16 protein-coding genes and 1 tRNA gene are annotated in these 12,621 nt (G+C 52.3%); 16 read left to right on the top strand and 1 reads right to left on the bottom strand.

The window, feature by feature from the left end; all coding sequences use genetic code 11:
- Positions 1-194: 194 nt before the first annotated feature.
- Positions 195-788, bottom strand: coding sequence for a fimbria biosynthesis transcriptional regulator FimW (gene fimW / locus C2U43_RS06565; RefSeq protein WP_008784010.1), 594 nt, complete (start codon positions 786-788; stop codon positions 195-197).
- 34 nt (positions 789-822) lie between these two features.
- Between fimW and C2U43_RS06570 the strand changes: the two genes are divergently transcribed.
- From C2U43_RS06570 to C2U43_RS29550, 16 genes are all read left to right on the top strand, one after another.
- Positions 823-1,002, top strand: a complete 180-nt coding sequence (locus C2U43_RS06570) for a hypothetical protein (RefSeq protein ID WP_048235938.1) — start codon at positions 823-825, stop codon at positions 1,000-1,002.
- A gap of 39 nt (positions 1,003-1,041) precedes the next feature.
- A tRNA-Arg gene (locus C2U43_RS06575) sits at positions 1,042-1,118 on the top strand.
- Between the two features lie 164 nt (positions 1,119-1,282).
- Positions 1,283-2,497 carry a tyrosine-type recombinase/integrase gene (locus tag C2U43_RS06580; RefSeq protein ID WP_080090330.1) on the top strand — a complete coding sequence of 405 codons (1,215 nt, stop codon included), beginning with the start codon at positions 1,283-1,285 and terminating at the stop codon, positions 2,495-2,497.
- A gap of 290 nt (positions 2,498-2,787) precedes the next feature.
- The gene (locus tag C2U43_RS06590) at positions 2,788-3,768 is read left to right on the top strand and encodes an IS5-like element ISKpn26 family transposase (protein WP_000019450.1); all 981 of its coding nucleotides are present in this window, start codon (positions 2,788-2,790) and stop codon (positions 3,766-3,768) included.
- A 113-nt stretch (positions 3,769-3,881) separates the two neighbouring features.
- Complete coding sequence (locus tag C2U43_RS06600) at positions 3,882-4,436, top strand: BRO-N domain-containing protein (RefSeq protein ID WP_103284834.1); 555 nt, start codon at positions 3,882-3,884, stop codon at positions 4,434-4,436.
- The gene (locus C2U43_RS30175) at positions 4,429-5,214 is read left to right on the top strand and encodes an ash family protein (RefSeq protein WP_442861426.1); all 786 of its coding nucleotides are present in this window, start codon (positions 4,429-4,431) and stop codon (positions 5,212-5,214) included. The genes C2U43_RS06600 and C2U43_RS30175 overlap by 8 nt, the downstream gene beginning before the upstream one ends.
- Complete coding sequence (locus C2U43_RS06615; protein ID WP_080090335.1) at positions 5,211-5,474, top strand: nicotinic acetylcholine receptor subunit beta; 264 nt, start codon at positions 5,211-5,213, stop codon at positions 5,472-5,474. Before C2U43_RS30175 ends, C2U43_RS06615 begins: the two co-directional genes overlap by 4 nt.
- Positions 5,471-5,692: a hypothetical protein gene (locus C2U43_RS06620; protein WP_103284835.1), complete on the top strand. Its 222-nt coding sequence runs from the start codon at positions 5,471-5,473 to the stop codon at positions 5,690-5,692. The genes C2U43_RS06615 and C2U43_RS06620 overlap by 4 nt, the downstream gene beginning before the upstream one ends.
- Positions 5,693-5,781: 89 nt before the next feature.
- The gene (locus C2U43_RS06625; RefSeq protein ID WP_080090352.1) at positions 5,782-6,303 is read left to right on the top strand and encodes a hypothetical protein; all 522 of its coding nucleotides are present in this window, start codon (positions 5,782-5,784) and stop codon (positions 6,301-6,303) included.
- 10 nt (positions 6,304-6,313) lie between these two features.
- A complete protein-coding gene (locus C2U43_RS06630; RefSeq protein ID WP_080090337.1) occupies positions 6,314-6,706 on the top strand; it encodes a hypothetical protein in 393 nt (130 codons plus the stop codon).
- Positions 6,693-9,449, top strand: a complete 2,757-nt coding sequence (locus C2U43_RS06635; RefSeq protein ID WP_103284836.1) for a DUF927 domain-containing protein — start codon at positions 6,693-6,695, stop codon at positions 9,447-9,449. The genes C2U43_RS06630 and C2U43_RS06635 overlap by 14 nt, the downstream gene beginning before the upstream one ends.
- Before the next feature lie 190 nt (positions 9,450-9,639).
- Positions 9,640-10,092 (top strand): single-stranded DNA-binding protein, encoded by a 453-nt coding sequence (locus C2U43_RS06640; RefSeq protein WP_103284837.1) that lies wholly within the window; start codon positions 9,640-9,642, stop codon positions 10,090-10,092.
- Between the two features lie 200 nt (positions 10,093-10,292).
- Positions 10,293-10,757, top strand: coding sequence for a hypothetical protein (locus tag C2U43_RS06645; protein WP_103284838.1), 465 nt, complete (start codon positions 10,293-10,295; stop codon positions 10,755-10,757).
- Positions 10,754-11,221 (top strand): ProQ/FINO family protein, encoded by a 468-nt coding sequence (locus C2U43_RS06650; RefSeq protein WP_103284839.1) that lies wholly within the window; start codon positions 10,754-10,756, stop codon positions 11,219-11,221. The genes C2U43_RS06645 and C2U43_RS06650 overlap by 4 nt, the downstream gene beginning before the upstream one ends.
- Positions 11,205-12,194: a helix-turn-helix domain-containing protein gene (locus C2U43_RS06655; protein WP_103284840.1), complete on the top strand. Its 990-nt coding sequence runs from the start codon at positions 11,205-11,207 to the stop codon at positions 12,192-12,194. Before C2U43_RS06650 ends, C2U43_RS06655 begins: the two co-directional genes overlap by 17 nt.
- 261 nt (positions 12,195-12,455) lie before the next feature.
- Positions 12,456-12,617, top strand: coding sequence for a hypothetical protein (locus C2U43_RS29550; protein WP_049014588.1), 162 nt, complete (start codon positions 12,456-12,458; stop codon positions 12,615-12,617).
- Positions 12,618-12,621 lie beyond the last annotated feature (4 nt).

Raw genomic sequence — 12,621 nt, forward strand, 5'->3', positions numbered from 1 at the left:
ATGCCCAAAAAGTCGTTTTATCCAGTTCAACCTCTCTATGGGATTAGATAAAATATTACCGGGTGTGTCTTTCTGTTACCCCGGAAATAGTAAGCCAGGATTATTCTGGCAGCATGGAGATAGGTACAGTAGGTGCCGATACTTAATTGGTGATGAGATTTTTCTCAATAAAAAACCAGGCAGAGAGATGCCACCTAATTTTGTAGAAAGTTCAGATGCGCCCGGATGTATCTTAAGAATTGCTGATCGTTTTTCACATGCAGCTTTTTCATAATGCTGCGACGGGTGGCTTTGGCCTGAATTTCGCTTACCGAGAGCAAGTGAGCTGTTTCGGCTAAGGTATAGCCGCTGGCGAGAAACATTAAGAACTGACGTTCTTCGATAGAAAAGTTGCGAGTGGTGCAGTAATGGCAGATAGTTGCGGGCACGTTGTTGCGTAGCGCACGTTTTTGCAGGATGAGGACTAATTTTTTAGTCATTTCCTCAACGTCATCTTCCCGATAGATCAGTGGCAACATGTACAGGCAGGGCCGGAACATCAGCTTATCTTTATCGTTTCTGTTACAGATGACAACCCGGTGTTGGCGGCGGGTATGGACCGGAATCTGATAGCAATCGGCGCTGAGCCAATCTTCATCCAGGGAAATAAACGCGATGTCAGCGCGATCGATATCCTCGACAGGCAAAAAGCAAATCTCCTGATGCCACTGGTTTGCCAAATGGGAGATGATAATTTTTAGTCCATGTTCGAAGTGACTGTTTTCTTCCTTGATGGCGATACTTAACATTAAAGAGTTCCTGAACCGCTGGAGGGGTAAGGGAATGTTAAGCAAAATCATAAATATTCTAAATACATGTATCCCTAAATCTGGCGTTTCGTGGGCTGAGTTGTTACCAGGCGATTTCCTGGATACCCTTGAACCAGCAGAAAAAATCAACATTCGTTCACTTCGCCAGCAACTGAAACAAAAGGCATTGACTCAGCAGGCGCTGACCGTATAATTCACGCGTTTCATCTGCATGAAGTAATCACTTCGCAATGCGCCCTTAGCTCAGTTGGATAGAGCAACGGCCTTCTAAGCCGTAGGTCGTAGGTTCGAATCCTACAGGGCGTACCATTCTTACTTATCTCAATGTCTATCGAAGTCCACAAAATCTAGACAATACGCCGCCTAGCAAGAAATCACAGTCTCCTAACGTTCACTATAGTCTATTGAAATCTACACCCAAATGGGGGCATTATTGGGGGCATTGTCAGGTTCAATAAAGTCGATGCCCCCAAATGAAGCTCACAGCAACAGAAATAAAGGCCTCAAAACCTAAAGATAAAGCCTACAAACTCTCTGATGGCGGGGGCATGTACCTTGAGATTTTCCCCAATGGTACTAAAAGCTGGCGCATGAAATACCGTGTTGGAGGAAAAGAGAAGCGGGTTGTCTTTGGCGTATATCCAACAGTCACCTTGGCTGAGGCTCGGACTAAACGTGACGAAGCAAAAAGAATTTTGGCGGCTGGTGGTGATCCTGGGCAGGAAAAGCAGGCAGAGAAACAAGCAAAGGTCATGGCTGTTGCTAATAGTTTCGAGCGTTTGGCGTTGGAATGGCATGAACACAAACGCCCTAACTGGTCAGCCGGCTATTCCAGCGATATCTTGGAGTATCTTAAAAAAGACATCTTTCCGTATATTGGCACCCGTTCGATTACCGACATTAAACCGGCTGAGATGTTGGCTGTGCTACGCAAAATGGAACAGCGAGGAGTTCTGGATAAACTCAAAAAGACTAGGCAAGCGTGTCGCCAGATATTCACCTATGCAGTTATCACCGGTAGGGCAGAGAATAATCCTGTTGTGGACCTCGCTAGTGCTTTAAAGGCACCAAAGCAGAAGCATTACCCTCACTTATTACTTGAGCAAATTCCTGAATTCCTTCGGGCACTAGATAACTACAGCGGCAGTCTGGTGACTCGCAATGCTACACGCCTGCTGATGCTTACCGGTTTACGTACTATTGAGTTGAGAGCTTCAGAGTGGACGGAGATCGATTTTAATAAGGGCATCTGGAATATCCCCGCAGAACGAATGAAGATGCGGCGACCGCACATAGTTCCGATCTCCAACCAAGTAAAAGAACTTCTGGAGGAGGTCCACCAGCTTACCGGACGTGGAAAATACGTATTCCCTGGCAGGAATGATGCAGGTAAGCCGATGAGCGAGGCCAGTATTAATCAGGTGATAAAGCGCATTGGCTACGATGGTAAGGCGACCGGCCACGGCTTCCGCCACACAATGAGCACCATCCTGCACGAGCAAGGCTACAATACCGCGTGGATTGAAACGCAACTGGCACATGTTGATAAAAACTCGATCCGTGGCACGTACAACCATGCCCAGTATCTGGACGGTCGCCGGGAAATGCTTCAGTGGTATGCCGACTATATGGAGGCGCTGGAGAATAGTGAAAATGTGGTGCACGGCTCGTTTGGGAAAAGTGCCTGACTGTATGAATAGACAGTATTAATTGACGGTAGTAGACTTCAGTAGACGAATAAAGAATAGGCTATGTCTAGGCTGATCCCCGAAAACCCGTACACCTCTGCGGGCTGGCATAGCCGCTAAAATTAGAGGGCGCGAGGTGGCGTATGGCACAAAGTAAAATATTAAAAGTAAAGAAATGGATTGATCTTAATGAAGCAGCAGAAAGATTATCCTTATCGCTAGGGAAGGTGCGAACAAGTTCCTGATATGAGATCATCATATTCATCCGGAGCGCATCCCAGAGGGACATCATGAGCCATCAACTCACCTTCGCCGATAGTGAATTCAGCACTAAGCGCCGTCAGACCCGAAAAGAGATTTTCCTCTCCCGCATGGAGCAGATTCTGCCATGGCAGAATATGACCGCTGTCATCGAGCCGTTTTATCCCAAGGCGGGCAATGGCCGACGGCCCTATCCGCTGGAGACCATGCTGCGTATTCACTGCATGCAGCATTGGTACAACCTGAGCGACGGTGCCATGGAAGATGCCCTGTACGAAATCGCCTCCATGCGCCTGTTTGCCCGATTATCCCTGGATAGCGCCCTGCCGGATCGCACCACCATCATGAATTTCCGCCACCTGCTCGAGCAGCATCAACTGGCCCGTCAATTGTTCAAGACCATCAATCGCTGGCTGGCCGAAGCAGGCGTCATGATGACCCAAGGCACTTTGGTGGATGCCACCATCATTGAGGCACCCAGCTCTACCAAGAACAAAGAGCAGCAACGCGATCCGGAGATGCATCAGACCAAGAAAGGCAATCAGTGGCACTTTGGCATGAAGGCCCACATTGGTGTCGATGCCAAGAGTGGCCTGACCCACAGCCTAGTCACCACCGCGGCCAACGAGCATGACCTCAATCAGCTGGGTAATCTGCTTCATGGAGAGGAGCAATTTGTCTCAGCCGATGCCGGCTACCAAGGAGCGCCACAGCGCGAGGAGCTGGCCGAGGTGGATGTGGACTGGCTGATCGCCGAGCGTCCCGGCAGGGTAAAAACCTTGAAGCAGCATCCGCGCAAGAACAAAACGGCCATCAACATCGAATACATGAAAGCCAGCATCCGTGCCAGGGTGGAGCACCCGTTTCGCATCATCAAGCGGCAGTTCGGCTTCGTGAAAGCCAGATACAAAGGGCTGCTGAAAAACGATAACCAACTGGCGATGTTATTCACCCTGGCCAACCTGTTTCGGGTGGACCAAATGATACGTCAGTGGGAGAGATCTCAGTAAAAACCGGAAATAACGCCAGAAATGGTGGAAAAAATAGCCTAAATAGGCTGATTCGATGTGTTTGCGGGAAAAAAATCGGCCCAGATCCGCGAAATTTTAATCAGCGAGTCAGCTTGGGAAGAAATGACCTGCTTATTCGCACCTTCCTTATCAAATTTGAGGGAGCGAAAGTGCGGATCGTTAAGGTGTCAGGCGAACCGTGGTTTGTTGCTTCCGATGTCTGCCGTGCGCTTGAAATCAGTAACACCACTGAAGCTGTATCTGCTCTCGATAGCGACGAAGTAATGACCCTAACTTTAACCGAGAGCCATTCTGGTAAGCGCGGCGGGGCACGCAGTTGGAACATGGTCGCAGAGTCTGGTTTTTACAAACTGATTGCCCGTAGCCGCAAGGCCACCACGGCGGGTACGTTCGCTCACCAGTTCACTAACTGGGTATTCCGCCAGGTGATTCCTTCCATCCGCAAAACCGGCTCATATGGCGTGCCGTTCGCGTTCCTGAACGACTTCACCCGCCGCAAGACACAGTACACCCACAAGGCCAGCAAGCGCGGACACGACCTGCAGGCGTGCCGTAAGGAGAAAGAACAGCTGAGCCGTGAAGAGGCCCAGCTCTGGCGTGATCACCAACCGCAGTTGCCGGAAGTAGAGGGCGCAGCAGATGAGTAATTCGTTTAATCACGTGATAGATATCACATTTTCCGCCATGAATGCGCAGGGAGAGTACATAAACGACTTGCCGCTTAATGCGTTGCAGGTGTATGGTTTTCTAGTACCTGCAAAATCAGGTATCGGGATTGGTCTCCCGGAAATCATAACGGCGACACATGACGCGCCTAGCGTCTTTTTTTGTGTCGTTCATTCAGTACACCCTTTTTTCTGTGATGCGGTTATAATCCGTGCCGCTTACAAAATTATGGTGGGCTGTGTGGGGGCTTCTTCGGAAGCGCCGGTTTCCGTTGTGTCCGGTAAGACCAACTCTGCACAGTCCACCACCAGTAAGATTGGTCTCTTCGGTGGTGGTTATTTGAATCACACGACGGAGGCTGCCTCATGGCTACTATCCCTACCCAAAATCCGCAATTTATCTGGATTATTGCCGCTGTTCGCCGCGATTGTCCGACAATCAAGCCTGTTCTCCATCATGTTGCTGCTGAGACTGAGCGTGATGCTCGTCGCTCTCTGGTGCGTGATCACGTCTGTTTCTTTGCTGGCCGCATCTCCGTGCAAGGGGTGCGCCATGATTAAGATTTACGATCTGCCCATTGACCCTAAAGAGCGTTCGGCCAACCTCATTTCACTGGCATTGCTGATGGATGAAGTGCTGAAAGGCAACGCTGACAACCGGGATGAATACCTGTCTGCCCTCATTTCTCTCTTCGAAGTGTACGCCCGCGACTTACATAGCCTGCTGGAAGGTCACGCCCTGCCGGAGGTGTCGCAATGATTTACGACATTGACTACCAACACCCAGCGGCATGCGAAGCAGAGGCCATGCTGAGCCGCCCACAGGCTTACCCGGAAGGTTTCACTGTTGCCGATCGCACAGCGGAACGTATGGCTCGCGCGCGCAATGGTCTGGCCCACGTCATGAGCAACTTACTGCCCGCTGTTGAAGGTGAGCAGAAAGAAGAGATTTATCACTGGCTGAGCGCCGTCTTAACGATTGTCGATGTCACCAAAACTGATGCGGAGAGCGGCGTATGAGCAAGCTTCAACTGATCGATGACACCTGCCAGGTAGAGCAGGCGCAGGCCGTTTTATCTATGTGGCTGGAAAGTACCACAAAGAACTCTCATCCCGATTTGCCTCGTCTTATCGGTTCCGTTCTCACGCTGTTGCATGGCGTGCCGCAGGCAATGGAAGAGGCAGAGAGCCAGCTGGCTGATTGCGTGATGCGTGAACACCAGGAGGGCAAGGCATGAGCAACGTTCTGTCATTTCCTGAAAAGTCGGGGAATCCCGGCTTTACCAGCATAGAGGCAACGCCGGATGGTATCCGGCTTGATAACCGGCTGGTGGGCTACACAACTGCGATACGCCAGCTTGATACCGGTCGCTTTGATGCCTCGCTGAGCGATGGCCTGCGCGTATCAGCAGAGATTCAGCTTGGTCATAACCGTGGCTGGTTCAGACCTACAGATGAACAAATGGCGCTTACCTGGCGCTGGATTGTGTCCTGCCTGTTTATCTGTGAGCAACGGCAGGAAAACGGCACCGTGGATGTGATGAACGAGGAGGGCGGAGTTGACCGGGCGGTGATCTATGCCGGAGAGCATGGCGGCTTAAGCGTTTACCCGGCAACGGAACGTTTCTCACTGGCGAACCACATCGAGGGGCTGGCAATTGAAAAATATGGCGTGGAAACAGGACTGCCGCTGGCCGTGAGGATGTATCAGGGCATGGCCGAGGTGGATCCCCACAGCGGGGCGCTGCGACTGTCACAAATGGGGCGTGAAGGGCTGGCAATGCTTCACGATGGGTTTATCGAAACACTGATGGAAGAAGGCATTCCACCAGCTCCAACGGCGCACTGAGGTACCGAAAATGAAAGAGCAAAACGAAGCGCTATCAAGCCACGCAGATTATGCGATCAGCTCACAGCTGGCAGAACGCATCGCAAGGCTTTGCGGTGCTGTGTGGGTCCACAATATGGCTTTATCTGGTACCGAGTCGATGACAATCACTACGCCAGAGGGGCGCACAGTGGATACGCCGCTTAAACCCTCAGATGTCGGCGATCTGATTGATGCCTATCTGTTGCCGGTTATGAAATTGGTACACAAAGAGTCGTGGAAGCTGACAACTCTGGCCGAACTCGAGCTATGGCAGAACGAGGACTGGACGCTCTCTGATTACGGCATTGCCAAATGGAACATGCTGGTGAATTACATCGCTACGCATATCGACAACGTGGGGTATGGCGATGCGAAACATTGATGTGATCCGCCAGGTATCAGAGGCAGCCCGTGATCGCTGGCCGGACGTACTTTCGCTGATGGGGATTGATGTCCCCGCTTCACCACGCGCGCAGGTGGCATGCCCGGCCTGTGGGGGTAAAGATCGCTTTCGCTTCGATGATGACGGACGCGGAGCTCACTTCTGTAACGCATGTGGTGCCGGTGATGGTCTGGAACTGGTGAAAAAAGTTAATCAGTGCGACACCACACGTGCGGCTCTGATGGTTGCTGATGTGTTGGGGATGGATATGCTGACTATGCATACGTCTACCAGCCAGGACAATACCCATCGCCAGCAGACGCAGGCGGATAGGCTGGCGAAGCAGGAGAAACAGAAGGCCGGGGAGAAAGAGGAACGCGCCGCCCGATTTACGGTACGGCTGGATAAGCTGAAGGCGCAGACACAGCCAGGGGAAGCGGCGTATCTGGCAGGTAAGGGGCTGCCGGGCTTTATATTCCCTGTTCTGTCTGACGGTTCACTGCTTCTTACGCTGGTGGATGAGTCCGGCGCAGCGGTGGCGGCGCAGACCATCAAGACAGATGGCGAGAAGCGTTTGCTCTACGGCTCGGCGAAGAAGGGGGCATATCACGTCATAAACAATACAGAATCGCCGCAGACAGTGATTATCGGCGAAGGGCTGGCAACCGTCCTTTCCGTTCACCTGATGCGTCCTGAGGCGCTGGCAGTGGTCGCTATTGATGCGGGTAATCTGCTGCCAGTGGCGCAGGTAATGCGCCGGAAATATCCGCAGGCGCAGATCATCATTGCTGCCGACAACGACATCAGGCCGGATGAACCCAACACAGGGAAGGATGCCGCAGAGAAAGCTGCGATTGCTGTATCGGGCTGGGTTGCGCTGCCACCTTGCGATGAAAAATCCGACTGGGACGACCTGCGTCAGCATGACGGCATCCATTCTACCAGCCTCCTATTCAATGAATCGTTATACCAGCCTCAGGGAAAAGAAGTGACCGGACAGACAGAAGTAACCGGGATCGCATCCCGAGAAGACCTTATAAAACCTAATGTGCAAAAGCCTTTTGTTAGCCTTCGACATGGAGGCCTTTACTGGGTGGAGCCCAAGCACAACAAGGACACCGGGGAGACTGACGAAAAGGAAACGTGGCTGTGCGATGAACTGGCAACTGTAGGGATCGGACAGGACGGGCGCGAAAGCTATCTGGTTATCAGACTCAGACCAGAGGGCAGCGCAGCCGTAATGTTTGAGGCGGTTCCGCGTCGTGAGGTTGGACAGCCTGCCGGATGGGCACGATTACGCTCGCGTGGTGTGAATATCACGACCCGCAAGTCTCTGCTCGATATTCTGGGCGATCACCTGCAGAGAAAGGGAGAGCGGACTCAATGGACCATAACGCAGACTGCGGGCTGGCACTGCGGGGCATACGTCATGCCTGACGGTGAAATCGTTGGCAAACCAGATATGCCGGTTGCGTTCAGTGGTGGTACATCTGCGGTAGCGGGTTATGTGGTACGTGGCAGCGCGAAGCAGTGGCGCGACAACGTGGCGGCGCTGATGCGGGGTAATCAGTCGATGATGCTGGGCGCGCTGGTAGCGTTTGCCGCACCGCTTAACTCACTGGCGGGTGGTTCCTGTTTCGGCATTCACCTGTTTGCGCAGTCATCGGCAGGCAAGACCACGACTGTTGAGGCGGCATCGAGTATCTACGGTGTACCCGACATGCTGAAACTATCATGGTTTACCACCGCCTACGGGATGACGGTCGAGGCAGCATCACGCAATGACGGTTTCCTGCCAATCGACGAGATCGGTCAGGGTGGTGACGCGCGGCAGGTATCCACCAGTGCGTACACGCTGTTTAACGGTGTGGGCAAGGTTCAGGGGGCCAAAGAAGGCGGTAACCGCGCGGTGTTGCGCTGGACAGTGGCTGCGCTGAGTACCGGTGAAGAAGATTTCGAAACTTTCATGCTGAAAAACGGGCTCAGTCCTAAAGCCGGGCAACTCGTGCGTCTGGTCAGTGTGCCGTTTGTGGATACTGTGGAGTTCAATGGCATGGATGATGGTGATCAGCATTCCCGGGCCATTAAACGGGAAGCTGCCCGCTATTGTGGTGCTGTCGGACGTGAGTGGATCGCGCTGCTGGCAGCAGATAAAGAATCGGCTATTCAGATGGTGAATGCGCGTGAAGAGGAGTGGATCAGTAACCTGCCGGATGGCGCATCGCCGCAGGTTAAGCGTGTGGCTTCCCGATTCGCGTTGCTCGATGCTGCTGCCACACTGTCAGCATCACTTACTGGGTGGATCTCCAGCGAGTGTAGTGCTGCTGTCCGCCAGAGCTTTAACGACTGGCTGGAAAGTTATGGTCTGGGTAATCGTGAGAAGCACCAGGTTGTCACGCGCGCACGTGACTTTATTCAGCGATATGGCCTTTCTCGCTTCCAGCCTTATACCACCAGCAAGGTAAACGGCAACATGGATGAAACCCACGCACAGCGCATCCTGAATCTTGCCGGATATCTGGTGGATGGTCGCCGGGAGGATGGGCGTAAGGAGTATCACATCATTCCGTCCGTGTTCGAGGTGGAGATCCTTTGCGGAATACAGAAAAAACTGGGTGGTGAAGCCCTGGAAGATGCCGGGATGTTGATTCGCAAAGAGAAAGGGAGGCTGGACAGTCGCACCATCAGCATTAACGGGACTCAGCAGAGGTTTGTGGTGCTGGTTGATGTGGAGGAAGACTAATCCAGCCAGTAATAAATTTCTTATACGCGAGTAAATGGCTGGGATAAGTGGGATAACGGGATAAACAGATATTGATTGCTTATATAACAGTAAGTTAATGCATATAGATTTATCCCAAAGTTATCCCAAGTTATCCCGCAAAATAGGTCTTTACGAGCCGATTTGTATCTACATCATGAGGATTTTACCCATGACAGCACAGATTTCAGCATACGGGCGGCTGGTGGCCGATGTGCAGAGCAAAACGACCAGCACAGGGAATCAGATGGCATTCACCCGCATGGCGGTGACGTTGCCGTGCCAGAAAGCAGAGAACGGAGAGGCCACCTTCTGGCTGGCGATAACAGCATTTGGCAAACAGGCTGAAGCGCTGGCAAAGCACCAGAAGGGCGACATGGTAAGCGTGGCGGGCAATATGCAGATGAGTCAGTGGACGGGTAGCGACGGTGGTACCCAGACCGGCTATCAGGTGATCGCCGACAGCGTGATCAGCGCCAGAACGGCTCGCCCGGGTGGTAAGAAAGGGCAGCAGGGGCAGGCAACCGACGCGCTGCGCCGTGCTCAGGAGCAGCAACGGCCACCAGCTCAGGGCTATGACGATTATGACCAGACGCCGCCATATGACGATCAGGTGCCATTCTGAGGATGATGATATGAATAAGAGTTCATGTTTGATGGGGCTGATGGTTTTTGGTGGAAGCGTTATTTACATAATTTGGGGCGCATTTCACTACACGGACAGAGGGCCTGGATATCTCATTGTTATGTGGATGGCTGCCAGTGCTGGCTGGTATGCGAAAAGTTTAGTCGGGGAGTTCAGGACGTTTAAGTTGCGGGGGAAAAATGAACGTAATTCAAAAAGCTGTTAATCGTTTTTTGGGAACAAGCAACACGCTGGAAAACGTTGCTCTCATTCGTATGCATGAGAAGAAACAGACCTTTTTTGAGGCGATAATTTTTCCGTATATCGATCTCTCAGACCCGATGAAAGCAACGCTTTTCAATAAAGCGATTAGCGACATGGAATACAGATTCATTGGGATATATGGCAGGGTTGATATCTGTACAATCAGAGATATCGTCGGGCTAGCCAAAATAATACTGACCGGAGAGTCAGCCCGTGCATACAGATGGCTCGATAAGCTCCACTGCGTGGAATTTGCAGATATGCACCCGGATATTGCCATGCAAGTGCCGCACAGGATCAATATGGTGTTTTCTGGTGGTGACTATCAATACCCCTGGGATAAGCCATTGTCGAGCAGCGGAACGGTAATAGAGCTACCTGCTGATGGGGAGAAACTATGAGTAACCATCAACGACAGATATTGAGCCTGAAACACGCCACAACAGGCGCAGCGGCAAAACTACCCCGTAACACGGACTCAGCAGAGAAAGCGGCTCATGCAGGCACTGGCGCAGCAGCAGGCACAAAGCGCAGCCGACATAACCGCAAAAAACTGGAACTACTGTTAACACACTGGCCTGAAGCATTCAGCCTGAACGCACCACGCCCAATGGCGGTGGGCACTGCCGAACTGATAGCTGCCGATATGTGCGCCCGTGGCATTACCGGTACGGGGAAGATCCGCTCTGCTGTTGCGATGTACACCCGCCGCGCATCGTATCTGAAAGCACTGGCCGAAGGAGGGGCTCGGTACAATCTTGCCGGGGAACCTGCCGGTGAGGTGACGGAAGAACAGCAGAAACTTGCACGTGAAACTCTGGCAGCTATGAAAAAAAAGGGAGGTCAGCATGCGCCTGACGCCTGAACAGAAAGCAGAGATATTCCGCCTTAAACGTAGTGGTCTGGGATATGGGCGTATTGCCAGCGCCACCGGCATTAAACACACCACTGTACGTGCTGTATGCAAGCGCTGCGGCCTGTTTGACGATAACCCGGCTCACGCAGCGCTGTTCACCATCCCGCAGCCGCAATACAGCACTGAACTGGCGACAGTAAAGCCGTTGCCGCCGCAGAAAGTGGTGACCGGGCATAAACAAACTGACGCCTATCTATGGGTGCTGGAGGTGATTCAACTGAACGAACCAGCGCACTTGGCCGCCGCCGAGGAAGCCCTGCAGAAGCTGACCATCAAACCGAAGGACGCAGAGAAGCGGTACCGTGACTGGCTGGTGCTCAACGGCACTGACCTGCTCAACGTGGCGTTCGGCACACTGTTTATGGATAACCCGCAGCACTTCCTCAGCCGGGCCAGAAGCAACATCGACAGCGCCCGCCAGGTAAGGGCGCATTACGGCAGCTATGATGCCGCGATGGAGCCGGTGGCCGCCGAGCTGCTGATTGACCAGTCAGTGCTGTTGGTGGGCGATGACTTCGGTATGACAGAAGAGGAGTCAGCCGAAGGCGCTACCTATGGCATTGATCGTCATCTTGAGGTCGAAAGTGCCCGCATGGTTGCGCAAGATGGATTTAGCGACGTCCTGCCAGATCCGCACACCCTTTCTGATGTGGTGCGAGAGTTTGAATACTGGAACTGGCTGTATGAGATGCGCCACACCGCCAGCAAGGAGCTGGGCTGGCATTACGGTGCGGATCAGCGCCAAGAGATAAGTGACCGGGAGGACTGGCTCGATGGCAAGCTGGCAGCCCTACGCCCACGCCACCAGCGCGAAGCAGTGGACGTGTTGAAATGGCTGTTACAGAGCGAGCGGCACGACGGCAGGGACGAGCTGGATAAAATCCTGATTAACCTCGTCAGTGGGCACGGAGCAATTGAGTGAGGCGCTGATCTGGAAGAAAGAGTAATGCGACACCAGAAAGGCTTGTTCCCGAGTTTTCGGAGTCCATAAAAAAGGGCAGTATCCAGCGTTTTTAGAGTCCATAAAAAATGGTTCGCAAGCCAGCGATAACTCCTGATAGCAAGCCACCTGAAAGGGTGGCTTTTTTATGCTCAATTCATTTCGTATTTTGCAATATAATTAATGATCATTGCGTTTTATGAAACTATAATGACTGTATTGTTATACAGTGATGGAGGTCATATGGCTGTTTCAGTAAAACCGGTTCTGCTCAGTGAAAAACAGATGCAAGCCATCAAAAAGATTCAGGATGAACAGCGCAAAAAGTCAGGGATTGGTGTGGCACCTACTCTGCATGAAATTGCGCGTGGGCTGATGGATAAGGCGCTGGCGGGTTGTATGTAGAAAC

It is taken from the genome of Citrobacter freundii complex sp. CFNIH9, from assembly GCF_002903305.1.
Lineage (GTDB): Bacteria > Pseudomonadota > Gammaproteobacteria > Enterobacterales > Enterobacteriaceae > Citrobacter > Citrobacter portucalensis.

Coding starts and splice junctions, on each gene's coding strand:
- fimW (WP_008784010.1), bottom strand. CDS start 788: ATGTTAAGTATCGCCATCAAGGAAGAAAACAGTCACTTCGAACATGGA.
- C2U43_RS06570 (WP_048235938.1), top strand. CDS start 823: ATGTTAAGCAAAATCATAAATATTCTAAATACATGTATCCCTAAATCT.
- C2U43_RS06580 (WP_080090330.1), top strand. CDS start 1,283: ATGAAGCTCACAGCAACAGAAATAAAGGCCTCAAAACCTAAAGATAAA.
- C2U43_RS06590 (WP_000019450.1), top strand. CDS start 2,788: ATGAGCCATCAACTCACCTTCGCCGATAGTGAATTCAGCACTAAGCGC.
- C2U43_RS30175 (WP_442861426.1), top strand. CDS start 4,429: ATGAGTAATTCGTTTAATCACGTGATAGATATCACATTTTCCGCCATG.
- C2U43_RS06615 (WP_080090335.1), top strand. CDS start 5,211: ATGATTTACGACATTGACTACCAACACCCAGCGGCATGCGAAGCAGAG.
- C2U43_RS06620 (WP_103284835.1), top strand. CDS start 5,471: ATGAGCAAGCTTCAACTGATCGATGACACCTGCCAGGTAGAGCAGGCG.
- C2U43_RS06630 (WP_080090337.1), top strand. CDS start 6,314: ATGAAAGAGCAAAACGAAGCGCTATCAAGCCACGCAGATTATGCGATC.
- C2U43_RS06635 (WP_103284836.1), top strand. CDS start 6,693: ATGCGAAACATTGATGTGATCCGCCAGGTATCAGAGGCAGCCCGTGAT.
- C2U43_RS06640 (WP_103284837.1), top strand. CDS start 9,640: ATGACAGCACAGATTTCAGCATACGGGCGGCTGGTGGCCGATGTGCAG.
- C2U43_RS06645 (WP_103284838.1), top strand. CDS start 10,293: ATGAACGTAATTCAAAAAGCTGTTAATCGTTTTTTGGGAACAAGCAAC.
- C2U43_RS06650 (WP_103284839.1), top strand. CDS start 10,754: ATGAGTAACCATCAACGACAGATATTGAGCCTGAAACACGCCACAACA.
- C2U43_RS06655 (WP_103284840.1), top strand. CDS start 11,205: ATGCGCCTGACGCCTGAACAGAAAGCAGAGATATTCCGCCTTAAACGT.
- C2U43_RS29550 (WP_049014588.1), top strand. CDS start 12,456: ATGGCTGTTTCAGTAAAACCGGTTCTGCTCAGTGAAAAACAGATGCAA.